20 protein-coding genes and 1 tRNA gene are annotated in these 24309 nt (G+C 71.2%); 15 read left to right on the forward strand and 6 right to left on the reverse strand.

The window, feature by feature from the left end; genetic code table 11:
• Positions 1-25: 25 nt before the first annotated feature.
• The 6 genes from recF (at position 26) to BJ982_RS07305 (ending at position 7978) form a co-directional block, all read left to right on the forward strand.
• The gene (recF, locus tag BJ982_RS07280) at positions 26-1273 is read left to right on the forward strand and encodes a DNA replication/repair protein RecF (RefSeq protein WP_184877739.1); all 1248 of its coding nucleotides are present in this window, start codon (positions 26-28) and stop codon (positions 1271-1273) included.
• A complete protein-coding gene (locus BJ982_RS07285; RefSeq protein WP_307784631.1) occupies positions 1263-1802 on the forward strand; it encodes a DciA family protein in 540 nt (179 codons plus the stop codon). Before recF ends, BJ982_RS07285 begins: the two co-directional genes overlap by 11 nt.
• A 344-nt stretch (positions 1803-2146) precedes the next feature.
• Positions 2147-4090: a DNA topoisomerase (ATP-hydrolyzing) subunit B gene (gene gyrB / locus BJ982_RS07290; RefSeq protein WP_445009396.1), complete on the forward strand. Its 1944-nt coding sequence runs from the start codon at positions 2147-2149 to the stop codon at positions 4088-4090.
• 51 nt (positions 4091-4141) lie between these two features.
• Positions 4142-6652, forward strand: coding sequence for a DNA gyrase subunit A (gene gyrA, locus BJ982_RS07295; RefSeq protein ID WP_184877743.1), 2511 nt, complete (start codon positions 4142-4144; stop codon positions 6650-6652).
• Between the two features lie 200 nt (positions 6653-6852).
• Positions 6853-7692: a DUF3566 domain-containing protein gene (locus BJ982_RS39060; protein WP_239122959.1), complete on the forward strand. Its 840-nt coding sequence runs from the start codon at positions 6853-6855 to the stop codon at positions 7690-7692.
• Positions 7693-7901: 209 nt separating this feature from the next.
• Positions 7902-7978: transfer RNA gene (locus BJ982_RS07305), tRNA-Ile, on the forward strand.
• A gap of 122 nt (positions 7979-8100) precedes the next feature.
• On the opposite strand, the gene BJ982_RS07310 is transcribed toward BJ982_RS07305, so the two are convergent.
• Positions 8101-8685 (reverse strand): hypothetical protein, encoded by a 585-nt coding sequence (locus BJ982_RS07310; RefSeq protein WP_184877745.1) that lies wholly within the window; start codon positions 8683-8685, stop codon positions 8101-8103.
• 329 nt (positions 8686-9014) lie between these two features.
• On the opposite strand from BJ982_RS07310, the gene BJ982_RS07315 reads away from it, so the two are divergent.
• The 6 genes from BJ982_RS07315 (at position 9015) to BJ982_RS07340 (ending at position 15038) form a co-directional block, all read left to right on the forward strand.
• Positions 9015-9812, forward strand: a complete 798-nt coding sequence (locus tag BJ982_RS07315) for a DNA polymerase beta superfamily protein (RefSeq protein ID WP_239122958.1) — start codon at positions 9015-9017, stop codon at positions 9810-9812.
• Between the two features lie 233 nt (positions 9813-10045).
• Positions 10046-10963: an STM4015 family protein gene (locus tag BJ982_RS07320; RefSeq protein ID WP_184877749.1), complete on the forward strand. Its 918-nt coding sequence runs from the start codon at positions 10046-10048 to the stop codon at positions 10961-10963.
• On the forward strand, positions 10960-12078 hold the full coding sequence (locus BJ982_RS07325) for an STM4014 family protein (RefSeq protein WP_184877751.1): 1119 nt from the start codon (positions 10960-10962) through the stop codon (positions 12076-12078). Before BJ982_RS07320 ends, BJ982_RS07325 begins: the two co-directional genes overlap by 4 nt.
• A 5-nt stretch (positions 12079-12083) precedes the next feature.
• A complete protein-coding gene (locus BJ982_RS07330) occupies positions 12084-12881 on the forward strand; it encodes an STM4013/SEN3800 family hydrolase (RefSeq protein WP_184877753.1) in 798 nt (265 codons plus the stop codon).
• Positions 12878-14164: an STM4012 family radical SAM protein gene (locus BJ982_RS07335; RefSeq protein ID WP_239122957.1), complete on the forward strand. Its 1287-nt coding sequence runs from the start codon at positions 12878-12880 to the stop codon at positions 14162-14164. Before BJ982_RS07330 ends, BJ982_RS07335 begins: the two co-directional genes overlap by 4 nt.
• Entirely contained in the window at positions 14151-15038 is an 888-nt protein-coding gene (locus BJ982_RS07340; protein ID WP_184877757.1) for an STM4011 family radical SAM protein, read from the forward strand. The genes BJ982_RS07335 and BJ982_RS07340 overlap by 14 nt, the downstream gene beginning before the upstream one ends.
• Positions 15039-15071: 33 nt before the next feature.
• Here BJ982_RS07340 and BJ982_RS07345 read toward each other — a convergent pair whose 3' ends face one another.
• The 4 genes from BJ982_RS07345 to BJ982_RS07360 form a co-directional block, all read right to left on the reverse strand.
• Positions 15072-16253, reverse strand: coding sequence for a DUF6745 domain-containing protein (locus tag BJ982_RS07345; protein ID WP_239122956.1), 1182 nt, complete (start codon positions 16251-16253; stop codon positions 15072-15074).
• Between the two features lie 54 nt (positions 16254-16307).
• Positions 16308-16628, reverse strand: coding sequence for a DUF8820 family protein (locus tag BJ982_RS07350; protein ID WP_184877760.1), 321 nt, complete (start codon positions 16626-16628; stop codon positions 16308-16310).
• Between the two features lie 81 nt (positions 16629-16709).
• On the reverse strand, positions 16710-17549 hold the full coding sequence (locus BJ982_RS07355; RefSeq protein ID WP_184877762.1) for a hypothetical protein: 840 nt from the start codon (positions 17547-17549) through the stop codon (positions 16710-16712).
• Positions 17550-17581: 32 nt separating this feature from the next.
• A complete protein-coding gene (locus BJ982_RS07360) occupies positions 17582-17821 on the reverse strand; it encodes a PLDc N-terminal domain-containing protein (RefSeq protein WP_184877764.1) in 240 nt (79 codons plus the stop codon).
• A gap of 189 nt (positions 17822-18010) precedes the next feature.
• Between BJ982_RS07360 and BJ982_RS07365 the strand changes: the two genes are divergently transcribed.
• The 3 genes from BJ982_RS07365 (at position 18011) to BJ982_RS07375 (ending at position 23402) form a co-directional block, all read left to right on the forward strand.
• The gene (locus BJ982_RS07365; protein ID WP_184877766.1) at positions 18011-18697 is read left to right on the forward strand and encodes a flavin reductase family protein; all 687 of its coding nucleotides are present in this window, start codon (positions 18011-18013) and stop codon (positions 18695-18697) included.
• A gap of 233 nt (positions 18698-18930) precedes the next feature.
• On the forward strand, positions 18931-22446 hold the full coding sequence (locus BJ982_RS07370) for an NIDO-like domain-containing protein (protein ID WP_184877768.1): 3516 nt from the start codon (positions 18931-18933) through the stop codon (positions 22444-22446).
• Between the two features lie 167 nt (positions 22447-22613).
• Entirely contained in the window at positions 22614-23402 is a 789-nt protein-coding gene (locus tag BJ982_RS07375; protein ID WP_184877769.1) for an arylamine N-acetyltransferase family protein, read from the forward strand.
• Here BJ982_RS07375 and BJ982_RS07380 read toward each other — a convergent pair whose 3' ends face one another.
• The gene (locus BJ982_RS07380; RefSeq protein WP_184877770.1) at positions 23403-24308 is read right to left on the reverse strand and encodes a DUF72 domain-containing protein; all 906 of its coding nucleotides are present in this window, start codon (positions 24306-24308) and stop codon (positions 23403-23405) included.
• Position 24309: the final 1 nt, after the last annotated feature.

Genomic DNA, 24309 nt, shown 5'->3' on the forward strand with positions numbered 1-24309 from the left:
GTAGGGGCCCACTAATCTTCGTGAGGTGCATGTCGCCCATCTGTCGCTGACCGACTTCCGGTCCTACTCCTCCGTGGAGCTGGCCCTGGAGCCGGGGGTGACGGCGTTCGTGGGGCCCAACGGCCAGGGCAAGACCAACCTGGTCGAGGCGCTCGGCTACGTCGCGACGCTGGGCAGCTTCCGCGTGGCGACCGACGCCCCCCTCGTGCGGCAGGGCGCCGCGCGGGCGATCATCCGCTCCGTCGTGGTCCGCGACGACCGCCGCGCCCTGGTCGAGCTCGAGATCAACCCGGGCCGCGCCAACCGGGCCCGGCTCAACCGCTCCCCTGTCTCGCGGCCTCGCGACGTCCTCGGCCTGCTGCGCGTGGTGCTCTTCGCGCCCGAGGACCTCACGCTGGTGAAGGGCGATCCCTCCGACCGCCGCCGCTTCCTCGACGATCTGCTGGTCGCCCGCGCGCCGCGCTTCGCCGGCGTCCGCGCCGACTACGACCGCGTCCTCAAGCAGCGCGGCGCCCTGCTGCGCAGCGCCATGCAGACCAGGCAGGGCCGGCGCCAGAGCCCGCGCCGCCAGGATGCCGAGTCGGGCTTCTCGGCGGCCGGCGCGGGGGACGCCCTTTCCACCCTGGAGGTGTGGGACGTCCACCTCGCCAGGCACGGCGCCGAGCTGCTGGCCGCGCGGCTGGAGCTGGTCGAGGCGCTGCGCCCGTACGTGGCCGGGGCGTACGCGCTGCTCGCCCCCGCCTCGGCGCCCGCCGGCATCGCCTACCGCAGCACGTTGTCCACAGGGTCCACAGAGTCCACAGCCGAGGACGACGCGAAACCCGGCGAGGACGGCCCGCCGTCCACAGAGCCGGGCGTCCTTGTGGCCGACCGCGCGGCCCTGGAGGCGGCTCTGCGCGCGGCGCTGCTGGAGGCCCGCCCGGCCGAGCTGGAACGCGGCGTCACGCTGGTCGGCCCCCATCGCGACGATCTTTTCCTCAGCCTCGGCGAGCTTCCCGCGCGCGGCTACGCCAGCCACGGCGAGTCCTGGTCGTTCGCGCTCGCCCTGCGGCTGGCCGCCTACGACCTGCTCAGGGCCGAGGGCGGCGACCCGGTTCTGATCCTCGACGACGTCTTCGCCGAGCTCGACAGCCGCAGGCGCCGCAGCCTGGCCGGCATCGTGGCCTCCGCCGAGCAGGTGCTGATCACCGCCGCGGTGCCGGAGGACGTCCCCGCGCAGCTCGCGGGAGCCCGGTTCGACGTCGCGGAAGGGAGCGTCACCCGTGTCCGGTGATCCGGCCGCCGACAAGGCGGCGACGGGGGTGCAGTCGCCCGAGGGCCTGGCCGCGCGGGGGGCCGCCCTGGCGCGCGAGAAACTGGCCCAGGCCAAGGCGGACGCCGCCAAGCGCGGCCGCCTGCCCCGGCGCGAGCCCCGGCGCAGGTCGTCGGCGGCGCGGCGCGAGTCCGGCGACCCTCAGCTCTTCGGCCGCGCCATCCGCGACCTGCTCGCCGACCGCGGGTGGGAGCAGCCGGTCGCCGTGGGGGGCGTGTTCGGCCGCTGGCACGAGATCGTCGGCCCCGACCTCGCCGCCCACACCAAGCCCGAAACCTTCGCCGACGGAGAGGTGCTGGTCGTCGCCGACTCCACCGCCTGGGCGACGCAGGTGCGCCTGCTGGCGTCCACGCTGGTCAGACGGCTGAACGAGGAGCTGGGCGACGGTACTGTGCGGAGGGTGAAGGTGCGCGGCCCGCAGAACGGTCCGAGACCCGTGGGTGGTCTGCGCGTTACCGGAAGCAGGGGACCCGGCGACACCTACGGCTGAGCGGCCCCGCCCGCCGCGGGGCAACCCGCCGGAGCGAGGCCGTCACCCCCCGGAAACCGATCAGAATCCCGTTGGCGGTGATGACCCCCATCCCCGGTGGGGGGATGCCGAAGAGGGTATTCAACGCCCGACAGGCCACCACAGCCGTCGTCAATGCCACCTGATGCGCTTCTGACCGGTAGAATGAAGACGGATTCCGGACACGTCCGCATGCGAGTCACCCCTGGCCTCGGGCCGGTACCCCCGGGTGGTCGCATCGAGGCACTCACGACGGTGACGGGCACGGCAGGGGCAGCTTCGACATGCCTGACCTGCCGCGTGTCCGCGGCAGGAGGATTTGGCACTTGTCCTACGACGCTAGCTCTATCACCGTTCTCGAAGGTCTTGAGGCGGTTCGAAAGCGCCCCGGCATGTACATCGGGTCGACGGGAGAACGCGGCCTCCACCACCTGGTCTACGAGATCGTGGACAACTCGGTCGACGAGGCGCTCGCCGGGTACGCCGACCACATCGAGGTCACTCTCCTCGCCGACAACGGCGTGCGCGTCGTGGACAACGGCCGCGGCATCCCCGTCGGCATCGTCCCCGGCGAGCAGCGCCCGGCCGTCGAGGTCGTGCTCACCGTGCTGCACGCGGGCGGCAAGTTCGACAGCAAGTCGTACGCCGTCTCCGGTGGTCTGCACGGCGTCGGCGCCGCGGTCGTGAACGCCCTGTCCTCGCGCCTGGAGGTCGAGGTCAGGACGGAGGGCCGCGTCTGGCGCCAGTCCTACACCCGCGGCGTGCCCAACGCTCCCCTGGACCGCGGCGAGGCGACCGCCGAGACGGGCACCACGACCAGGTTCTGGGCCGACGACTCGATCTTCGAGACGACGGCCTGGAGCTTCGAGACCTTGTCGCGCCGCTTCCAGGAGATGGCGTTCCTCAACAAGGGCCTGACCATGGTCCTGCGCGACGAGCGGCCCGACCACGTCAACGGCGAGCCGCACGCCGTCACCTACCACTACGAGGGCGGCATCGCCGACTTCGTCCGGCACATCAACTCGAAGAAGGAGCCGGTCCACCAGTCGGTCATCGACTTCGAGGCCGACGGCGACGGCATCTCGGTCGAGATCGCCATGCAGTGGAACTCCTCGTACACCGAGTCGGTCTACACCTTCGCCAACACGATCAACACCGCCGAGGGCGGCACCCACGAGGAGGGCTTCCGCGCGGCGCTGACCAGCATCGTCAACCGCTACGCGCGCGAGCAGAAGATCCTCAAAGAGGGCAAGGACGACAACCTCACCGGTGAGGACATCCGCGAGGGTCTCACCGCGATCATCTCGGTCAAGCTGGCCGACCCTCAGTTCGAGGGCCAGACCAAGACCAAGCTGGGCAACACCGAGGCCAAGTCGTTCGTGCAGAAGGCCTGCAACGACTCCATCCGCGACTGGTTCGAGCGCAACCCGGGCGAGGCCAAGGAGATCCTCAACAAGTCCCTGCAGGCGTCCCGCGCCCGCATCGCCGCCCGCCAGGCCCGCGACCTCACCCGCCGCAAGTCCCTGCTGGAGGCCGGCTCAGGGTTGCCCGGCAAGCTGGCCGACTGCCAGTGGACCGAGCCCGACAAGTGCGAGCTGTTCATCGTCGAGGGCGACTCGGCGGGCGGTTCCGCCAAGGGCGGCCGCGATCCGAAGTTCCAGGCGATCCTCCCGATCCGCGGCAAGATCCTCAACGTCGAGAAGGCCCGCATCGACAGGGTCCTCAAGAACGCCGAGGTCCAGGCCCTGATCACGGCGCTGGGCACCGGCGTGCACGCCGAGTTCGACATCGAGAAGCTCCGCTATCACAAGATCATCCTCATGGCGGACGCCGACGTCGACGGTCAGCACATCACCACCCTGCTGCTGACCCTGCTGTTCCGCTTCATGCGGCCGCTGATCGAGGCCGGTCACGTCTACCTCTCCCAGCCCCCGCTCTACAAGATCAAGTGGGACCGCAAGGGCGAGGACGCCAGCTACGCCTATTCCGACCGCGAGCGCGACGCCGTCATCGAGGCGGGCGTCGCCCAGGGCCGGCGCGACCCGCGCCTGCACGACGGCATCCAGCGGTTCAAGGGTCTGGGCGAGATGAACGCCGCCCAGCTCTGGGAGACCACCATGAACCCGGCCAGCCGGGTTCTCCTTCAGGTGACCCTCGACGACGCCGCCCAGGCCGACGAGATGTTCACCGTCCTCATGGGCGAGGACGTCGAGGCACGCAGGTCGTTCATCATTAGAAACGCACGGGATGTCCGATTCCTGGACGTGTAGCGGCAGCCGTACGGACATATCTCGCTCATCTCGTAAAAGGACACATCACCCGTGACTGAAGTCAACGTCCCGCCGGGGACCCCCGCTGACCGCATCGAACCCGTGGACATCCAGTCCGAGATGCAGCGCAGCTACATGGACTACGCGATGTCCGTCATCGTGTCCCGGGCGCTTCCCGACGTCCGTGACGGCCTCAAGCCCGTGCACCGGCGTGTTCTCTACGCCATGTACGACGGCGGGTACCGCCCCGACCGCGGATATTTCAAGTGCTCCCGCGTCGTCGGCGACGTGATGGGCTCCTACCACCCGCACGGCGACGCGTCGATCTACGACACCGTCGTGCGGCTCGCCCAGCCCTGGGCGCTGCGCTACACGCTGGTCGACGGCCAGGGGAACTTCGGCTCCCCCGGCAACGACCCGGCGGCCGCCATGCGGTACACCGAGTGCCGGCTCGCGCCGATCGCCATGGAGATGCTCCGTGACATCGACAAAGAGACCGTCGACTTCCAGCCCAACTACGACGGGCGCTCCCAGGAGCCGGTCGTCCTGCCGTCCCGGTTCCCGAACCTCCTGGTCAACGGCGCGGCCGGCATCGCGGTCGGCATGGCGACCAACATCCCGCCGCACAACCTGCGTGAGGTCGCGGAGGGCGTCCGCTGGTGCCTGGACAACCCGGACTCCTCCGACGAGGAGCTCCTGGAAGCCCTGATCGCCCGCATCAAGGGCCCCGACTTCCCCACCGGCGCGCTCATCGTCGGCCGCCGCGGCATCGACGACGCCTACCGCACCGGCCGCGGCTCGATCACGATGCGCGCCATCGTCGAGGTCGAGGAGGACCCCAAGGGCCGCCAGTGCCTGGTCGTCACCGCCCTGCCGTACCAGGTGAACCCCGACAACCTCGCGCTCACCATCGCCGAGCTGGTCAAGGACGGCAAGGTCTCCGGCATCGCCGACGTCCGCGACGAGACCTCCTCGCGCACCGGCCAGCGCCTGGTCATCGTGCTCAAGCGCGACGCGGTCGCCAAGGTCGTGCTGAACAACCTGTACAAGCACACCCAGCTCCAGACCACGTTCGGCGCCAACATGCTGGCCCTGGTCGACGGCGTCCCGAGGACCCTCCGTCTCGACCAGTTCGTCAAGCACTACGTCGCCCACCAGATCGAGGTCGTCGTCCGGCGTACCCGCTACCTGCTGCGCAAGGCCCAGGAGCGCGCCCACATCCTCAGCGGCCTGCTCAAGGCCCTGGACCGCATGGACGAGGTCATCGCCCTGATCCGCCGGTCGCCCTCGGCGGCCCAGGCGGTCGGCGGCCTGGTCGAGCTGCTGGAGATCGACGAGATCCAGGCCCAGGCCATCCTCGACATGCAGCTGCGCAAGCTGGCCGCCCTGGAGCGCCAGCAGATCATCGACGAGTACGACAGCCTCATCACGCAGATCGCCGACTACCAGGAGATTCTGGCCTCGGAGTCCCGGCAGCGGCAGATCGTCTCCGACGAGCTGGGCGAGATCGTCAGCCGGTACGGCGACGAGCGCAAGACCGAGATCATCGCCTACGACGGCGACATGTCCATCGAGGACCTCATCGCCGAAGAGGACATGGTCGTCACGATCACCCGCGGCGGCTACGCCAAGCGCACCAGGACCGACCAGTACCGCGCCCAGAAGCGCGGCGGCAAGGGTGTACGCGGCGCGCAGCTCCGGCAGGACGACATCGTCGAGCACTTCTTCGTCACCACCACGCACCACTGGCTGCTCTTCTTCACCAACAAGGGCCGCGTCTACCGGATCAAGGCGTACGAACTGCCCGACGCCGGCCGTGACGCCCGTGGCCAGCATCTGGCGAACCTTCTCGCCATGCAGCCCGACGAACATGTCATGGAAGTCCTCGATCTCCGCGACTACGAGGTGTCGCCGTACCTCGTGCTCGCCACCAGCAGCGGCCTGGTGAAGAAGACCCGGCTCGCCGAATACGACTCCCCGAGGTCCGGCGGCCTCATCGCCATCAACCTCCGCGACGACGACGAGGTGATCGCCGCGCGGCTGGTCTCCGAGGACGACGATCTGTTGCTCGTCTCACGCGGCGCGAAGTCGATCAGGTTCACCGCCTCCGACGAGGCCCTGCGTCCCATGGGCCGGGCCACGAGCGGCGTGATCGGCATGCGGTTCATCGACGGCGACGAACTTCTCGCGATGAACGTCGTCAGCGACGGCGCCGACGTGCTTATCGCGACCGAAGGAGGGTATGCGAAGCGGACACCCGCGGATCAATATCCCGTACAAGGCAGAGGCGGGCAGGGTGTACTGACTGCGAAGATTGTCAGTGCCCGTGGCAAGCTGGTCGGAGCAGTCATGGTCAGTCCCGAAGACGAGGTGTTCGCGATCACCTCGGCCGGTGGGGTGATCCGTACGAGCGCGGGCGAGATCAAGCAGTCCGGCCGTCAAACCATGGGAGTGCGCCTGATGAACTTGTCCGAGGGGGATAGCGTGGTCGCCCTCGCCCGCAACGCCGAGTCGCTGGACACCGAGGAAAACGGGGACAACGGGGGAGATGACGCCGAATGAGCCCACAGTCGAACTCCGGTGGCTCCGCCAAACCTCCGGGAACACAGAACCGCAAGCGCACCACCGCGACCAAGGGCGCCAGGCCCGCGTCCTCGGTGAACTCATCGACGCGCAACCAGGTAACAGAAAGCGTGAACAGCCCGGATGCTCCCGGTAAAGTCCGCGCGGCGTCCGACCAGGCGGATGAAACAGTTGTGGTCGTGACCAGTGACGACGCGGCGGCCTCCGCCGGCGACGGCCAGACCGGCGGCAAGGGCGGCCCCGCCGAGAACGAGGGCCGGGACACCATGCGCATCCGGTCGTCCTCCATGCCCGACAACTCGTGGTCGCCCGCACCCGACGGGGCGGGCGGCGGCCCGACGCGGCCTTCCCAGAAGCCTCCGTCCGCGCCCCTGCCGCCCACGGGCTCCTCACCCGCCGGTCCCCGCCCCGCTCCGGGCGGTCGCGGTCCCGGAGCCCCAGGTCCCGGCGGCCCTGCAGCCGGTCCTGGAGGCCCCGCCGCGTCCGGCCCTGGGGGCCGTCCGGCCGCCACGGCCAGGCCCGCCGCCGGCCCCGTGGACGGCGCCAAGCCGCACGGCCTCGGCAACGTCTCCGCGCTGGCCACCCCGGACCCGATCGTCGGCCGCTCGGAGCAGCGCGACGGCAAGCCCGCGCCGCTGAAGGCCCCCCGCAAGGCCCACCTGGTCCTGCGCCGGGTCGAGCCGTGGTCGGCGATGAAGTTCAGCTTCGTCGTCTCCCTGGTCTGCTTCGTGGTCCTGTTCGTGGCCGTCGCGGTCCTGTACGGCGTGCTGTCCGCGCTCGGCGTCTTCGACTCGATCGTGAACACCGTCACGCAGCTCACCGTTCCTGACGGCAAGACCAGCAGCGGCATCGACATCAAGTCGTGGTTCGAGCCGGTCCGCATCCTCGGCTACACCGCCCTGCTCGGCGCGGTGAACGTGGTCCTGATCACCGCCCTCTCCACCCTCGGCGCGGTCATCTACAACGTCGCCTCCGACCTGGTCGGCGGCGTAGAAGTGACCTTTAGCGAGGCCGAATAACCACCGGCCAACGATGTCGTCGGGTGCCCCGCCAGACCCACACCCCGCACCCGACGACATCCCAGCCCCCACCCGCCCGTGCCCCGCCCCCCCGGGTAACGACTCCGTCCCGTTGACACACAGCCCCCCAGAGCACGGTAAGCTTTCCCGTGTCAGACAGACGATTCGCCTCCGCCCAGCGAAGACGATAGTCTTCTGGTCACCCACACGGGGCTATAGCTCAGACGGTTAGAGCGCTTCCCTGATAAGGAAGAGGTCCCAGGTTCAAGTCCTGGTAGCCCCACCAGTCCAACGCCCCGAACGGTTCTCCGTCCGGGGCTGTTTCATTGCGACAGCGACCACTATGCGAGAAGGCCGCTTCCCGATCGGGAAGCGGCCTTTGATCGTCTCGGCAGGGGCGGGTGTGGGTTATGGGGCGAGGGTGATGCTGAGGGCCTGGTCGTTGTAGTGGCTGTCTACGTAGTCGGCCTTGGCCCAGGCTCGGGAAGGGTAGGAGTTGTAGCCGTTGAGGGAGCCCCAGGCGTTGTCCCACTGGTTGTTCTCGAAGGCGCTGATCCGGTAGTCCCAGCCGATGGGTTCCAGGTTGTAGGTGCCGTAGTTGAAGAAGGCGAGCATCGCGCCGCCCTCGCGGTCCCACAGCGCGTGTTCGTAGGCGCAGTACCAGCCGGGGTCGCAGGGGGTTCTGGCGTAGGCGGAGACGGCGCCGCGGCTCTTCGGCAGCGGGAAGGTCATGACCACCTTGCCGCCGACCTTGGACGTGTCCGCGGGGGACTCCCAGACGATCTGGTTCTTGCCCTGCTGCCGTCCCCCGTAGGCGGCGATGTGCTTGTCGATCTTTCGTTGCAGGTCGGCGTCGTCGGCGGCCGCGAACGACTCCGCCTTGCCGGCCGGAGCCGGAGACGGCGTGGGCGGGGCGGCGTAGGCGGACGGCGCGATCGCCAGCAGCGACACGGCAGCCGTTCCCGCGAGTAAGGCGACCTTGATCCCTCTCATGTGAGCCCCCGGTTACTTGAGTACGGTGACGGGCGAATGCCCACCGCCCTGATCCTGACAGCGGGCCGCCGTTACAAACAATCGCGATAACAGCCAGATATCGCCGGATTGCTGCCATCGTCGCGGCCATGGGGAGTGCGCTTTTCCGAACCGTGTGGAGGAAAAGTCGCTTGACGGTGATCCTGCGGTCGTGGTGAATGTTTGCCTGTGCGTGTTCGGGGCCAGGCCGGTACCGGAGGCCGGGGAGCGAGGCTCAAGGCTGGTCAGGGGCGCGCAGCGAGGACGAATTTCGCGTACGTCGACGTCGAACGAACAGCGAGGATGTGGCCGTGAGCTGGGTCAAGCATTCCAGGCCGGAATTTCGGGCCATCGCCGACGAGTTGACGATTCTGCGGTGTCAGGTCGGCTCCGGAGTGCACGGCACCGCCATCGTCGGCACCGACGACCGCGACGAGATGGGCGTCTGCCTGGAGCCGCCGGACTATGTCATCGGCCTGCGCCGGTTCGACCAGTACGTGTTCCGCACGCAGCCGGAGGGCGTGCGGTCCGGGCCCGGCGACCTGGACCTCACCGTCTACTCGCTGCGCAAGTGGATGCGCCTGGCCGTCACCGGCAACCCGACGGTGCTGCTGCCGCTCTTCGTCCCGGAGTCCGAGATCGTCTCCGTGACCGAGCTCGGCCGCCGGCTGCGCGCCGACCCGGGTCTCGTCCTGTCCCGGCACGCCGGGCATCGGTTCCTCGGGTACCTGCGGTCGCAGCGGGATCGCATGATCGACCACCCCGACGGCAAGCGAACCAACCGCCCGGAACTGATCGCTCAGTTCGGCTATGACACCAAGTTCGCCGGGCACATGCTCCGCCTCGGTGTGCAGGGCGTGGAGTTGCTGGAGACCGGGCGGATCACGCTGCCGATGCCCGAGCCGTGGCGGCCCTTCATCGTCGAGGTCCGCCTGGGCCGGCACACGAAGGAGGAAGTGCTCGAAATCGCCGCCGAACTGGAGGAGAAGCTCCAGCGGTTGATCCCGGTGTGCGGTCTGCCCGACGAGCCGGACATGAGGCGGGTTGACCAATGGCTCGTCGCCGCGTATCAGACCGCTTGGGACGCCGCCGAGCGGGCGACGAATTAGAATCGTCCGAGCGTACGATGGGCGATCGAATTTCTGCCGCATTCGTCGGCGTGAAATTCATGGGTGCTGAGCGCGTTCACTCGCCACCGCGCGACCAGTTCATCGGGCGGGAGTCGTCTGCACGTCCGATGAACTGGTCATGTGCGTGCCCGCCCGGCTGCCGCTCCCGGGGGTTCGGGACTGTCGGTGGTGGCTGCTAGACATGGACTCCCCCGCCTTGCTGAGGAGTCCACGTGATCCACGAGCATCTCACCGAGTACCACGGCCTGCCCGTCCGCTCCGTCGGTGAGGACGACACGCCCGCCGCGCAGGCCGCCTGGTGCGTCTCCGGAGATCCCTACGGAGACGACGAGGACATCGCCACCAGTTTTCAGCGGTTGCTCGACGAGGTCGACTGTGGCGCGGTGCGGGCGATCGTCGTGGGGACGTGGGGGTGGGCGCACGACGACGACCGGGCCGACGTGCCGGTCCGGTGGCTCGTGGAGGCCGCTCCCCGTCTCCCCGCGCTGGAGGCCATCTTCCTCGGCGACTACGTCAGCGAGGAGTCCGAGATCTCCTGGATCGGGCAGAGCGACGTGACGCCCCTTTTGGCCGCCTACCCCCGTTTGAAGCGCCTGGACGTGCGTGGCAGCGACGGCCTTGAGCTCCGGCCCGTCGAGCACGCCGTGCTGGAGACGCTCCGCTTCGAGTCGGGCGGGTTGCCGGCCGCGGTGGTGCGCGCCGTGGGCGCCTCCTCCCTGCCCGCGCTGCGCCACCTTGAGCTCTGGCTCGGCGAGGAGCATTACAACGGCGACTCCGGGCCCGACGACTGGGCGGCGATCCTCGCGGGCGCCGGTCTGCCGGCGCTGAAGCATCTGGGGCTGCAGGACAGCTCGCGGCAGGACGAGGTGGCCGCCGCCGTCGCCACCGCGCCGATCGTGGCCCGGCTGGAGTCCCTCGACCTGTCCATGGGCGTCCTGACGGACGAGGGCGCCGAGTCCCTGTTGTCCGGCCAGCCGCTCACCCACCTCAAGCGGCTCAACCTGCGCCACCACTTCCTGACCGTGGAGATGTCCGCCAAGCTCCAGGGCGCGTTCCCCGGCGTCGAGGTCGACCTGTCCGACCGGCAGGAGCACGACGGCGAGTGGCGGTTCATCGAGGTGTCGGAGTGACCGTGCCCGGCGCCGACGGGGCAGGGCCGTTCGTGGTCGTCGGCACGCCGGGCGATCGGCGGGTGACCATGTTCGCCTCGGCCCTGCGCGCCCGCGGCCTGCCCGAGCCGTCCGTCGTCGCCTGGCGCGACGTGCTCGCCGGGGCCGAGCTCCGCCTGCCCGAAGGGGCGCTGGTCCGCGTCGACTCGCCGGGGGAGGACGCCGAGGCGGACCGTCTGCTGCGCGGCCCCGGCGCGCCCACCCGCGTGGGTGGCGGCGCGGCCTGGCACGCCGCGTTCGTCCGCGGCCTGGAGCGCGTCCGCCGGGCGGTGGACGGCACGCCGGGCGCGCGGCTGCTGGGGGACGTCGGCGAGATCGCCGTGATGTTCGACAAGCGGCGCTGCCACGCCCGCCTGCTGACCGCGGGCGTGCCGGTCGCGGCCGCGCTGCCCGTGCCCGTCACCGGTTACGCGCACCTGCGCGAGCTCATGGCCGCCTCGGGCTGGAACCGGGTGTTCGTGAAGCCGGCGCACGGCTCGTCCGCCTCGGGCATCCTGGCCCTCCAGGTGCGAAGGTCCCAGGTCAACGCGACGACGTCCGTCGAGCTGGCCCGCCGCGGCGCCGCCCTTGAGCTGCACAACTCGCTTCGCGTGCGCGCCTACGACGACGAGGCCGACGTGGCCGCGATCGTCGACGCGCTCGCGCCCGACGGGCTGCACGTGGAGCGCTGGTTCCCCAAGGCATCCGTGGGCGGGCAGGTTTTCGATCTCCGCGTCGTCGTGGTCGGCGGCCGGCCGACGCACGCCGTCGTGCGCTCCAGTCGTACGCCGATGACGAACCTGCACCTCGGCGGCGCCCGCGGCGACCTCGACCAGGTGCGGGCCCGGCTCGGCGCGGCCGGGTGGCGGCAGGCGCTGGGCGTCTGCGCGCGGGCGGCGGCCTGCTTCCCCGGCTCCGTCATGGTCGGGGTCGATCTCATGATCGGCATCACGTGGCGGCGTCTCGCGGTCGCCGAGGTCAACGCGTTCGGCGACCTGCTCCCCCGGCTCACCGGGCTGCCCGAGAGCGGCGCCGGCGGGCTCGACACGTACGCCGCGCAGGTCGCGCACGTCCTAGCGCCCCGGGCCGCGGCATGAGGGACATGGGCGCGATCGTCGGCACGCACGATCTTCTACTGGTCACCCTCGACACCCTGCGCTACGACGTCGCGGCCGAGCAGCTTGAGCAGGGAGCGCTGCCCACGCTGGCCCGCGTGCTGCCCGGCGGCGCGTGGGAGCGGCGGCACGCGCCGGGCAGCTTCACCTACGCCGCGCACGCGGCGATGCTGGCCGGGTTCCTGCCCACTCCCGCCGGCCCGGGGCCGCACCCGAGGCTCTTCGCCGCCGCGTTCCCGGGTAGCGAGACCACCACCGCGGGCACCTGGGTCTTCGACGCCGCCGACCTGCCCGGCGGGCTGGCCAAGGCGGGTTATCACACGGTGTGCGTGGGCGGGGTGGGCTTCTTCAACAAGCTGACGCCCCTGGGCTCGGCGCTGCCGTCGCTGTTCACCGAGTCGCACTGGCGGCCGTCGTTCGGGGTCACCTCCCCCACGTCGTTCGACGAGCAGATCTCCTGCGCCGAGCGGGCGGTGCGAGACCGTGACGAGCCGGTGTTCCTGCTCGTCAACGTGTCGGCGCTGCACCAGCCGAACCACTTCCACCTGCCGGGGGCGACCGGCGACTCGCGCGCGTCGCACGCCGCCGCGCTGCGGTACGTCGATCGGCACATCGGCCGCCTGTTCGCCCTCATGTGCGCGCGGCGGCCGTGCCTGGCGATCGTCTGCTCCGACCACGGCACCGCCTACGGCGAAGACGGATATGTCGGTCATCGCATTGGTCATGAGGTGGTCTGGACGGTTCCCTACGGCGAATTCGTGCTGCGGCAGGGGGAGTGGACGTGAGGCCGTACGAGGGGTACGTCTACGCCTATCCGCACAAGACGGCCTACCGCCCGCTCGACCCGCGCCCGACGCTGCGGGAGGTCTGGGAAGGTGAGCGCACCGACGCCCTCTTCCTCTACCTGCACGTGCCCTTCTGCGAGATGCGGTGCGGGTTCTGCAACCTCTTCACCAGGACCGGCGCGCCCGCCGAGCTGGTGGCCTCCTACCTCGACGCGCTCCGGCGGCAGGCCGAGGTCACCCGTGAGGCCCTGCCGGCCGCCGCGCGGTTCGCCACCGCGGCCATCGGCGGCGGCACGCCGACCTACCTGGAGGCCGCGGAGCTCGCCCGGCTGCTCGACCTCGCCGAGGCAGCCATGGGCGTCGACTTCGCGTCCGTCCCGCTCGGCGTCGAGACCTCGCCCGCCACCGCCACGCCCGCCCGCCTGGCCGTGCTCGCCGAGCGCGGCGCCACACGCGTGTCGATCGGCGTGCAGAGCTTCGTGGACGCCGAGGCCAGGGCCGCCATACGCCCCCAGCGCCGTGCCGAGGTCGAGACCGCGCTGGCCGCCATCCGCGCGGCCGGGTTCCCCACGCTCAACATCGACCTGATCTACGGCATCGACGGCCAGACCCCGGCCACCTGGCGCCGCTCCCTCGACGCCGCCCTCGCCTGGCGGCCCGAAGAGATCTACCTCTACCCGTTGTACGTCCGCCCGCTCACCGGACTTGGGCTGCGCGGCCACGACTGGGACGACCAGCGGCTCGGCCTCTACCGTCAAGGACGCGACCACCTGCTCGCCGCCGGGTACGAACAGGTCTCCATGCGCATGTTCCGGCTGCCGGGCGACGCGTCGGGCACCGAGTACTGCTGCCAGACCGACGGCATGGTCGGCCTCGGCTGCGGCGCGCGGTCCTACACCTCCCGGCTGCACTACTCCTTCGAGTACGCCGTGAGCGTGCGCCACGTCCGCGCGATCATCGACGAGTTCGTACGGCTGCCGCGCGGCGCGTTCTCCGTCGCCAACGTCGGCTTCGCCCTCGACGACGCGGAACGGCGCCGCCGCCATCTCATCCAGTCCCTGCTGCAGGCCGAAGGGCTGGACCGCGCCCTCTACAAGGAGCGCTTCCGCGCCGACGTCCTCGACGACTTCCCTCTCGAGCCGTTCGCCGCGCGCCACTGGGTGGAGGAGGACTCGGCGCGCGTCAGACTGACCCCCGAAGGGCTCGCGCACTCCGACGCCATCGGCCCCGCCCTCTTCTCTCCTCGGGTCCGCGAGCTGATGGGGTCCTATGACCTGCGCTGACGCTGCGGGCGATGGGCCGAGACCACCCGAGCTGACCATCCTCTACCGGGGGCCGCTGGCGAGCTGCGACTATGACTGCGCGTACTGCCCCTTCGCGAAGCGTCGCGACAGTCCCGCCCGGCTGCGCGCCGATCGGGACGCGCTGACGCGTTTCACCACCTGGGTCGCCGCGCAGGACTTTCCGATCTCGGTGCTGTTCACGCCGTGGGGCGAAGGGCTCGTCAGATCGTGGTACCGCACGGCGATGGTGGAACTGAGCCGCCTCCCCCACGTGCGCCGGGTGGCCGCCCAGACCAACCTGAGCACCCGTCTGGCCTGGCTCGCCGACGCCGATCTCGACACGCTGGCGCTCTGGGTCACCTACCACCCCGGCCAGGTCACGTACGACCGGTTCCTCGCCAAGTGCCGCGAGCTGCACGGCCGCGGGGTCCGCTTCAGCGTGGGCGTGGTCGGCCTCCCCGGCCACCTGGCGCCGGCCAGGCGCCTGCGGGCCGAGCTGCCCGCCGAGGTGTACCTGTGGGTCAACGCCGCCGAAGGGCACGTCTACACCGACGAGGAGGCCGCCGTCTGGACGCGGATCGACCCGCTGTTCGGCTACAGCAGGACGCCGCACCGGAGCCTCGGGCTGCCCTGCCGGACCGGCCACAGCGTGGTGTCGGTCGACGGGGAGGGCACGGTGCGGCGCTGCCACTTCGTCCCCCAGACCATCGGCAACCTGTACGACGGGTCCGCCCTGCGCGCGCTCCGTCCCCGCCCGTGCCCGCTCCCGGTGTGCGACTGCCATATCGGATATGTCCACCTGGAACCGCTCGACCTGTACCGCACCTTCGCGGGCGGCCTATTGGAACGGGTGCCCGCCACCTGGCCGTCGTGACCGGCTCCCCAGGCCGGCCGTCGAAAGCGGTGATCAGGTCTGCCGGCGGGGCTGGTACTGCTCGGCCGGGATGTCGAACGTCCAGGCGACGCCCTGGCGGGCGGTGGTCACCCACGGCGGGACCCGGAGGAAGTAGGTGCGGTAGGTGCCGTCCGGCTCGGGGGTCGAGTTCACCACCTCGACCATGGTGAGGGGCTCGTCGTCGGCGAGGTCCGCCTTCCACAGCACCCCGGTGTCGTCCTTGTGGACGGCGTCGGCGCCGGACTCCCGCAGGTAACGGTCGAGCCCGTAGTGCTCCAGCATCACGCGGCGCAGCTCGGCGTTGTCCTGCCGGCGGATGGCCGCGGGGGACAGGTCTGCCATGGTGGCCCCGAAGCCCGCCGGGACGGGCATGCCGTGCCAGGCGTGCAGGCCGAAGCCGTCCGGGAAGGCCAGCGCGGGGCCCACGGCGTGGTGCAGGCGGCCGAGATCGTCGCGGCGCAGCTCGGCCGGCCGCTCACAGATCAGCACGACGTGCTCGAACGGCCACCACCAGCCCGCCGCCCGCGACACCCGCAACACGCCGTCGAGCGGGGCGATGTCGATCAGCGAGGCCCGCGCGAGGCCGTCGAAGAACGCGAGCCAGGGAGCGTCGTGCTGGCCGAGCACGGCGTCCAGGGTGGCACGGCGCAGCAGGCCCTCGACCGGGTCATCCGGCTCGCGCTGCACGTGGGACGCGGCGGTGCGCGCGGGGGCGGGCCCGGCCTCGCCGGTGAGGCGGCCGATGCCGCGTCTGATCTCGCCCACCAGCCGGTTGACCTGCGGCCAGAAGCCCGCGCCGACGAACTCCCACGCGGCGGCCCAGGCCGTGGGCGTGAGGGCGGAGGCGGCCTCGGCACGGACCTTCTCCCACGGGGTGGACCTGACGAGGTCGCGGACGAGCGGGCCGGCGTTCAGTTCGAGGAGCGCGGGCGGCAGGAGCGCGGACCCGCGCACGGCGGCACGCGCCTCGGCGCCGCCGGAGAGGACGACGGCGGCCGTCGCGGCCTGCGCGGGGGAGGCGAACCAGATGATCTGCCGCGGCTCCCGCAGCCCGGCCGCGTGGTACGCGGCGCGGACGCCTTCCTCCGCGGCGGACCGGTCCGCCGGGCCGGTGGCGTGCGCGGCGAGATCCCACTCGGCCGCGGCGTCGGCGAGGTGCGCGGCCACCCGGGGGTGCAGGACAGGGGTGCTCATGGGCTTCCTTGGCTGTCGTGGGGGAGAGACGGCGTGCCTGGAGAACCGGCGCCCTCAGTCGGCGACGTAGCGGTGGTAGGCGCCGGGCACGTACTCGCGCTGCCGCACGACGCGGAACCACCCCTTCGGCAGCGAGATGGTGGCATGTTCCTCGTGCACCAGCCGCCCGCCGTCGGGCAGATGGAGGAACTCGGGAAGCCCGGACGCGCGGCTCAGGAGCAACGTGCCGGGGCCCGGGACGGCGTGCGCGTGGCCCGTCGCCTCGCCGAGCGCCAGAACGAGCCGGCCGCGCGCGTCCCGGGGCGCGGACTCAAGACGCGCGGGCACCGACTCGGCGGTGACCTGCAGGATCAGGATGTCTCCCTGACGGTACATGCGACCTCCTCGTCAACGCTTGAGAAGGTAGACCACACGACCGACAGTTCCGGGCGGCCCGGCGCGGCGCCACGTGTGCTTTCAGGACCGGCCGGCGGATACCGTGACGCCGGTGACGGCGAAGAGCTCGACGTCGGCGATGTGCCCTCCGGTCCAGGCCACGATGGTCACGGTCTGGCCGGGTCGCGCGGTGAAGGACAGCCGGGTCGACCAGGGCCGCCTGTCCCCTCCGGCGGGAAGGCCGTCCGTCTCTCCCAGGCTCCGCTCCGACCAGGGCTGGAGCGCCTTGACGCGGATGTTCTCGTCCACGCCCGTGATCCGGCCGCCGACCTTCACCGGCGGGCGTACGCCGGCACCGTACCGGGGCGTGGTGAGCGTCAGCGTCGTGTCGTCGGTGCCGACCACCTCCCACGGCGCGTCGGGCCCCTGGCCGTAGCGCACGAGGTGCACGGTGGCGGCGCTCATCGGCAGCGGGCGCTCCTCGCTGAGGAAGCCGACCCGGACGCGGGCGTGCGCTCCCTCGACCTTGGCCGGCATGGCGCGGTCGAGGTCGCGGAACCCGAGGTAGTCCCGGGTGAACGCCAGCGCGGTGCGCCGGGCGTCGAGGTGCCACGGCTGGTGCCCGCCCGCCCGGTAGGACGCCTGCCAGGCGCGCACCTCGGCGGGGCCGGAGAACGGCCACAGGGGCTGGTAGCGCCCCGCCACGAGCCGCGACTCGCCGGGGGAGGGCGCCCCGGGCGACGTCGTCGGCCCGCCCGGGGACGTCGTGGGGTTCGCCGGGGACGCCGTGGGCTCCTCGGCGGACGCCGTGACGGTCACGGTGGGGCCGGGGGCCGTCGCCGTGCCGGTCGCCCGGGGCGTCGTCGTGCCGCACCCGGCGGCGAGCACCAGGGCGGCCGCCAGGATGATCCGCCTGTTCATCGTCCGCTCCTCGAAACGCCGCCGGCGCCCGGTCAGCGCCGGCGTCCCAGGGTGAGGTACGCGATCGGCCCGACGGGTTGCACGAAGACGCCGAGCCACCACAACGCCTTACGCCCGCGCACCTGACCGGCCGGGCGCGCCCACAGGTCCGCCACCGCGGTGGAGGTGAGCGCCAGCTCGACGGACGCGAGCGCGAGGATCGCGGCCCGCTGCCGCGGGGAGAAGTCCTCCCACCGCCTGCGCGCCGGCCGCTTGCCGCCCTTGGTGTCCATCTCGTCCTCCTGTCACGGCGGGTGTTCCCTTCGCCGTACCCCCAGCGTGCCCGTTGATCCGGGCGGTTCCTAGGACCTATGGCTCTCGCTGCCCCGCCCATGGTCGCCCGGATCAACGGGCCCGTACAGGGAAATGCGAGGTCCGTTCGCCGCCGGTCCGGTGCGGTGGCCGGTGTGAGACTGCGGTCCATGACCACTCCATCGCATGTCCCGATCGAGCCTGGGATCCTCTATTTCGGGACGCCGGTCGTCCTCATCTCCACGGCGAACGAGGACGGATCGGCTAACCTCGCGCCGATGTCGTCGGCGTTCTGGCTCGGCTGGCGGGCGATGCTGGGCCTCGGGGCCCACTTGAAGACGGCGCAGAACATGCTGAGAACCCGCGAGTGCGTCCTGAACCTGCCCTCCGACGCGCTCGCGGCGGCGGTGGACCGGCTGGCGCTGACCACCGGGTCCGACCCGGTGCCGCCGCGCAAGTGGGAGCGGGGTTACCGGTTCGTGGCGGACAAGTTCGGCCGCGCGGGCCTCACCACGGTGCCGTCGGAGACCGTGGCCCCGCCGAGGGTGGCGGAGTGCCCGGTGAGCATGGAGGCGGTCGTGGAGGGCACGCATCGGATGGCCGAGGACGACGAGGACCAGCGCGGCGGCGTCGTGGTCTTCGAGGTGCGCGTGCAGCGCGTGTACGTGCACGAGGAGATCAGGGTGGCGGGGACCGAGAACCGTATCGACCCCGACGCGTGGCGGCCGTTGATCATGAGCTTCCAGAAGCTGTACGGTCTGGGCCCGCAGGTGCACCCGTCCAGGCTGTCGACGATTCCCGAGCGCCTCTACCGTGGCCCGGACATCGAACGCGCGCGCCGGGTTCCGGCGCGGTGACGCCCCAGCGTGGCGGGTGAAATATCCCGAAAAAGCAGCACAAATCCTCAGGTCAGAGTGATACGTCAACGCGGCAATCTATGCAAAACAAGATGACATATCGCACTATGACGGCTCCAACCATTGCAAAGCACACAAGATCTATTCACGATTCTCCACGTGGGCTGTAAAGATCGCCTGATGCCCACGCCACTCTCCCAGGCGGCTCGCCCGCCCGGCGTGAAGGAGAACGTGTGTCCAGCACACCCCGGCACTGGCGAACGGTTCTGACAGGAGCGCTCGCCACCCTTGCGCTGATGCTCCCCCACGGCGCGGCCCAGGCCGCGCCGGAACCCGACAAGATCGACAAAGCCGTCGCGGCCGACCTGGCCGCCGACGGCAAGGCCACCTTCTGGGTACGCCTGAAGAGCGACGCCGACCTCGGCGCCGCCCGCAAGGCCAGGACAAAGGCCCAGAAGGCCGCCCAGGTCTTCAAGGCCAAGACCGAGCACGCCACCTCCTCCCAGGCGGGCCTGCGCCGGCTCCTCACCGCCGAGTCCGCCGAGTTCACCCCGTACTGGATCTCCAACACCGTCCGGGTGACCGGCGACGCCAAGCTGGCCGACGAGATCGCCCGGCTGCCCGAGGTGCGCCGCATCGACCCCACCCGCGTCACCAAGCTCCCCGAGCCCCTGCCGGGCAAGGAGGTCGCCAAGGTCAACGCGGTCGAGTGGAACATCGACCGCGTCCGGGCCCCGCAGGTCTGGGGCGAACTCGGCACGCGCGGCGAGGGCATCGTCGTGGCCGGCATCGACAGCGGCGTCGACTACACGCACCCCGCGCTGGCCGGCCAGTACCGCGGCAGGCTGCCCGGCGGCGGCGTGGACCACGACTACAGCTGGTACGACCCCTCCGGATCCTGCCCGAGCGCGGCGCCGTGCGACGAGAACGGCCACGGCACCCACACCATGGGCACCATGGTCGGCGACGACCGCGGCGCCAACGCGATCGGCGTCGCCCCCGGCGCCCGGTGGATCGCCGCCCGGGGATGCGAGACCGACGAGTGCTCGGACGCCTCGCTGCTGGCCGCGGGCCAATGGATGCTCGCCCCCACCGACCTGAACGGCCGCAACCCGCGCCCCGACCTGGCGCCGGACATCGTCAACAACTCGTGGGGCGGCTCCGGCTTCGACCCCTGGTACAAGGAGATCGTCGAGGCGTGGGTCGCGGCCGGGATCTTCCCGGCCTTCGCCAACGGCAACGTGACCGGCGCCGGATGCGACTCCAGCGACTCCCCCGGCCAGTACGTCTCCAGCTACAGCGCGGGCGCCTTCGACGTCAACAACGCGATCGCCGGCTTCTCCACGCGCGGCTACGGTGAGAACGGCGAGTTCAAGCCCAACATCGCCGCGCCGGGCGTGAACGTGCGCTCCTCCATCCCCGGCGGGTACGCCTCCGGCTCGGGCACCTCGATGGCGTCCCCGCACCTGGCGGCGACCGTGGCGCTGATCTGGTCGGCCTCCCCCGCCGTGCGCGGCGACATCGCGGCCACCCGCACGCTCCTCGACGACACCGCGATCGACGTCGACGACACCCGCTGCGGCGGCACGGCCGACGACAACAACATCTGGGGCGAGGGCCGCCTGGACGCGTACGCCGCGGTGCGTGCCGCGCCGGCCGGGGACCTCGGCGGGCTGCGGGGCGCCGTCACCGCGGGCGGCTCGCCGGTCGCGGCGGCGAGCCTCAGCGTGAGCGGCCCGGTCAGCCGGACCACCACCACCGCCGAGGACGGCTCCTACGCGCTCCCCCGCCTCATCGCCGGCGAATACCAGGTGACGGTGGCCAAGTTCGGGCACCAGGACGCCTCCGCCGCCGTCACCGTCGTCGCCGACCAGACCGTGGTCAAGGACATCGCCCTGACGCCGCTGCCCTCCGGGACGGTGTCGGGCACGGTGACCGCCGCGGGCGCGCCGGAGCAGGGGGCCACGGTGGCGGTCACGGGCACCCCGGTCAGCGCCGTCACCGACGCCGCGGGCCGCTACCGGCTCACCGTGCCCGACGGCTCCTACGACCTCAAGGTCACCCCCGTCTCCCGCTGCGCGGACGCGCTCACCACGCCGATCACGGTGAACGGGGACCTCACCAAGGACGTCGAGCTGCCGCGCCGCATGGACACCTTCGGCTACACCTGCGCCGAGACCGCCGGCACGTTCGTAGCGGGCACCGAGAAGCACCCGCTCACCGGCGACGACGTGGCCCTGCCCGTCGCGCTGCCGTTCACGTTCCCCTTCTACGGCACCGGCTACACCGGCGGCTGGATCAGCACCAACGGCTTCCTCGGCTTCGCCACGAGCAGCACCGCGGCGAGCAACGGAACCCTGCCCTCCACCGCCGCGCCCAACGCGGCTCTCTACCCGTACTGGGACGACCTGGTGCTGGACGAGCAGTCCGGCGTCTACACCGCCACCCTCGGCACCCCCCCGAAGCGCACGTTCGTGGTGGAATGGCGCAACGCCCGCTTCTACTCAGAGACCTCCCAGCGCGTCACGTTCTCCGCGCTGATCGGCGAGGACGGCTCGATCGGCTACCGGTACCGCGACATCGCCACCGAGCGCGCCGCGGGCGCCAGTGCCACGATCGGCATCGAGGGCCCCGGCGGCGCCGACGCGCTGCAGTACTCCTACAACAGCGCGGTGGTCAGGGACGGCCGGGCGCTGACGTTCACCGCGAGCCGCCACGGCCTGCTGGCCGGCGCCGTGACCGACGCCAACGACGGCAGGCCGCTGGCGGGGGCCACCGTCAAGGTCGGCGACGTGGCCACGTACACCACCGGCGAGACCGGCACGTGGCTCGGGCAGATCCCGGTCGGCGACTACCGGCTGGAGGTGTCCAAGGAGAACTACGGCACCTTCACCCAGGAGGTCACCGTCACGCCGGGGACGCTCAGCCGGGTGGACACCGCGCTGGCGACCGGCCGGGTGACCGCGTCGGCCGCCGAGCTGACGCTGGTCATGCCCGCCGAGACGACCAGGAACGGGACGGTGCAGCTCACCAACCTCGGCGCCGCCACCTCCTACACCGTGGTCGCCGAACCCGCACAGGGCTGGCTCACCGTGACCCCCGCCTCGGGGCAGCTCGCCAAGGGCGGCACGGCCGCGCTGAAGGTGACCGCCTCCAGCGCCGGAGTCCAGCCGGGCACCGTCAGAAGCGGCAGGCTGCTGGTGCGCTCGGCGAGCGGCCGCGACCCGCAGATCGCGGTCGCCGTGAACGTCGTGGTGCCCAAGCACCAGGTCGCCATCGACGCCGGCGGCGGCAAGGACGTCGCGGACGCCGCCGGCGACCGCTGGACGGCCGACCGCAAGTACACCGCGGGCGGTTCCGGCTACGTCGGCTCCGGCACCAAGACGAGCACGTCGAACAGGCCGATCGCCGGCACCGGGGAGCAGGAGCTGTTCCGGCGGGCCCGTGAGGGGGTGCTGGAGTACCGCTTCGACCGTGTGCCGAACGGCACGTACACGGTCGAGCTGGACTTCGCCGAGATCAAGGACACCCGCCCGGGCCGGCGGGTGTTCGACGTCATCGTCGAGGGCCAGCTCGCGATCCCCGCGCTGGACCTGGCCCTGGAGGTCGGCTCCTACACCGCGACCACGCGCCAGTACACGGTCAAGGTCACCGACGGCCAGCTCAACGTGCGGTTCGCCGAACGCTCGGGCGACACGATCGTCAACGCCATCCGCATCTCCGAACGCCCGGACAAGACCATCACCTGACCCGCCGAGCCACACCGGTCCGTCCCGCCCCTCATGGCGGGACGGACCGGCGAGGCCGAGACGTTCGGTGGCCTTCCGGGGGGAATGTCGCGGAGGTGTACAGGGGAGGGGGCGCGTGGCGGTATGAAGGAGTGAAGGTGAATCGGGTGGCGAAGGCGGAGGGGTCGATGGACGAATCTCGGGTGGACGGTTATCTCGCGCGGATCGGTGTCGCGCGGCCGGACGTTCCCGACGCGGAGGCGTTGCGGGCGATCCAGTACGCGCATCTGCTGACGGTGCCGTTCGAGAACCTGAGCATCCACCTGGGGCAGCCGGTCGTCCTGGACGAGGAGCTTCTGGTGGCGAAGATCGTCGACCAGCGGCGGGGCGGCTTCTGCTACGAGCTCAACGGCGCGCTCGGCGCGCTGCTCACCGCGCTCGGCTACCGCGTGACCCTGCTGGCCGCGCAGGTGTTCGGCGGCGGCGAGCCGGGGCTGCCGTTCGACCACATGGTGCTGCGGGTGGACCTGGACGAGCCGTGGCTCGTCGACGTCGGCTACGGCAGCTTCACCCACTACCCGCTGCGCCTGGTGACCGACGTGGACCAGCACGACCCGGGCGGCGTGTTCAGGATCGTCCGCCCCGGCGAGCAGGGCTACCTGGACGTCTACCAGGACGGCAACCCCGAGTACCGCGTCGACGTCCGCCCGTACCGGCTGAAGGACTACCTGCCGACCTGCTGGTGGCACCAGACCTCGCCGGAGTCGCACTTCACGCGGTCGCTGACCTGCTCACGGCTCACCGAGACCGGGCGGATCACCCTCAGCGGCGCCAAGCTGATCACCACGGTCGGCGGGCGGCGCGACGAGGTGGTGCTCGATGACGACGCCGAGATCCTCGACGCCTACCGCACCCACTTCGGCATCACGCTCGACCGGGTTCCCACGGTCGCCGCCCCGCCGGTCGCGGCCGTCTGATCACTCGGTCGGCGGCGGCGGCCGGGCGGCGGCGTCCCCGAGCAGGGCGGCGAGCTGCCGGGCGTTGGTCTGGGCGTGGTCCCGGTAGCAGTTGTTCATGAGCACGTGGGTGCGCTCGGTCTCGCCGGCCAGCTCGCGCAGCCTCGGCGCCCACTCCTTCAGCTCACGCTCCGAGTAGAGATAGCCGAAGCGCTCGTGGATGTCGCGGCTGGTCCACTTGTCGCTGTGCCCGTGGAAGCGGACGATCCCCAGGCGGGAGGTGGCCGCGACGACCGGGGGGACCGAGTCGGGGTAGCCCTGCGGCATGTCCACGCAGACGTACGGGACGCCGTAGGAGCGCAGGAAGTCCAGCGTCTCGGCCTGGTTCTCCTCGGACATCCAGGTGCGGTTGCGGAACTCCACCGAGATCGGCAGCGGGTCGGCGCGGGCCTTGCACTCCAGGATGTACTGCTTGCCGCGCCGGCCGATCGGGAACCAGCGCGGGAACTGGAACAGCACGGCCCCGAGCCTGTCCGCCTCGCGCAGCGGCGCCAGCCCCGCGAGGAATCGCTCCCACACCTGGTCGACGACGGCCGGGGCGACGTCCTGGACGTACAGGTTCCGCTTGTCCTGCGGCACCTCGTCCCTGAGGTCCTTCGGCAGCGCCCGCGGCTGGGTCGGATGGCCGGTGAGCAGCGAGAACGCCTTGACGTCGAAGGTGAACCCCGGCGGTGTGCGCTCCGCCCAGAGGCGCGCCGTGTCCTCCGCCGGGGTCGCGTAGTAGGTCGAGTCGATCTCCACCAGCGGGAAGTGGCGCGCGTAGTAGCGCAGGCGCTCCTCGGCCGTCGTGATCTCGGGCGGGTACCAGCCGGAGGCGAGCAGCGTCCTGTCGGTCCACGAGGCCGTGCCGACCTCGATCTCGCCCACG

The organism is Sphaerisporangium siamense (assembly GCF_014205275.1).
GTDB lineage: Bacteria > Actinomycetota > Actinomycetes > Streptosporangiales > Streptosporangiaceae > Sphaerisporangium > Sphaerisporangium siamense.

Bases quoted from the DNA above. Each gene is read 5' to 3' on its own strand.
- BJ982_RS07310 (WP_184877745.1), bottom strand. From the start codon at position 8,685: ATGAGAGGGATCAAGGTCGCCTTACTCGCGGGAACGGCTGCCGTGTCG.
- BJ982_RS07330 (WP_184877753.1), top strand. From the start codon at position 12,084: ATGGGCGCGATCGTCGGCACGCACGATCTTCTACTGGTCACCCTCGAC.
- BJ982_RS07340 (WP_184877757.1), top strand. From the start codon at position 14,151: ATGACCTGCGCTGACGCTGCGGGCGATGGGCCGAGACCACCCGAGCTG.
- BJ982_RS07345 (WP_239122956.1), bottom strand. From the start codon at position 16,253: ATGAGCACCCCTGTCCTGCACCCCCGGGTGGCCGCGCACCTCGCCGAC.
- BJ982_RS07350 (WP_184877760.1), bottom strand. From the start codon at position 16,628: ATGTACCGTCAGGGAGACATCCTGATCCTGCAGGTCACCGCCGAGTCG.
- BJ982_RS07355 (WP_184877762.1), bottom strand. From the start codon at position 17,549: ATGAACAGGCGGATCATCCTGGCGGCCGCCCTGGTGCTCGCCGCCGGG.
- BJ982_RS07360 (WP_184877764.1), bottom strand. From the start codon at position 17,821: ATGGACACCAAGGGCGGCAAGCGGCCGGCGCGCAGGCGGTGGGAGGAC.
- BJ982_RS07365 (WP_184877766.1), top strand. From the start codon at position 18,011: ATGACCACTCCATCGCATGTCCCGATCGAGCCTGGGATCCTCTATTTC.
- BJ982_RS07375 (WP_184877769.1), top strand. From the start codon at position 22,614: ATGGACGAATCTCGGGTGGACGGTTATCTCGCGCGGATCGGTGTCGCG.